We start from the raw sequence: 929 nt of genomic DNA on the forward strand, positions 1-929 counted from the left end.
ACTTGAGTGCAGAAGAGGAGAGTGGAATTCCATGTGTAGCGGTGAAATGCGTAGATATATGGAGGAACACCAGTGGCGAAGGCGACTCTCTGGTCTGTAACTGACGCTGAGGCGCGAAAGCGTGGGGAGCAAACAGGATTAGATACCCTGGTAGTCCACGCCGTAAACGATGAGTGCTAGGTGTTAGGGGTTTCGATGCCCTTAGTGCCGAAGTTAACACATTAAGCACTCCGCCTGGGGAGTACGACCGCAAGGTTGAAACTCAAAGGAATTGACGGGGGCCCGCACAAGCAGTGGAGCATGTGGTTTAATTCGAAGCAACGCGAAGAACCTTACCAGGTCTTGACATCCTTTGACAACCCTAGAGATAGGGCTTTCCCCTTCGGGGGACAAAGTGACAGGTGGTGCATGGTTGTCGTCAGCTCGTGTCGTGAGATGTTGGGTTAAGTCCCGCAACGAGCGCAACCCTTGATCTTAGTTGCCAGCATTCAGTTGGGCACTCTAAGGTGACTGCCGGTGACAAACCGGAGGAAGGTGGGGATGACGTCAAATCATCATGCCCCTTATGACCTGGGCTACACACGTGCTACAATGGATGGTACAAAGGGCAGCAAAACCGCGAGGTTGAGCCAATCCCATAAAGCCATTCTCAGTTCGGATTGTAGGCTGCAACTCGCCTACATGAAGCCGGAATTGCTAGTAATCGCGGATCAGCATGCCGCGGTGAATACGTTCCCGGGCCTTGTACACACCGCCCGTCACACCACGAGAGTTTGTAACACCCGAAGTCGGTGGGGTAACCTTTTGGAGCCAGCCGCCTAAGGTGGGACAGATGATTGGGGTGAAGTCGTAACAAGGTAGCCGTATCGGAAGGTGCGGCTGGATCACCTCCTTTCTATGGAGTTAAAACTCTAGTCGATGCTTTTCTT

Annotated in this window: 1 rRNA gene; it reads left to right on the top strand. The window is 52.7% G+C overall.

Annotated elements, in window-relative coordinates:
* A 16S ribosomal RNA gene (locus DS745_RS04270) occupies positions 1-895 on the top strand; the annotation flags it as partial.
* Positions 896-929: the final 34 nt, after the last annotated feature.

The sequence above is a fragment of the Anaerobacillus alkaliphilus genome, from assembly GCF_004116265.1.
Classification (GTDB): Bacteria; Bacillota; Bacilli; order Bacillales; family Anaerobacillaceae; genus Anaerobacillus; species Anaerobacillus alkaliphilus.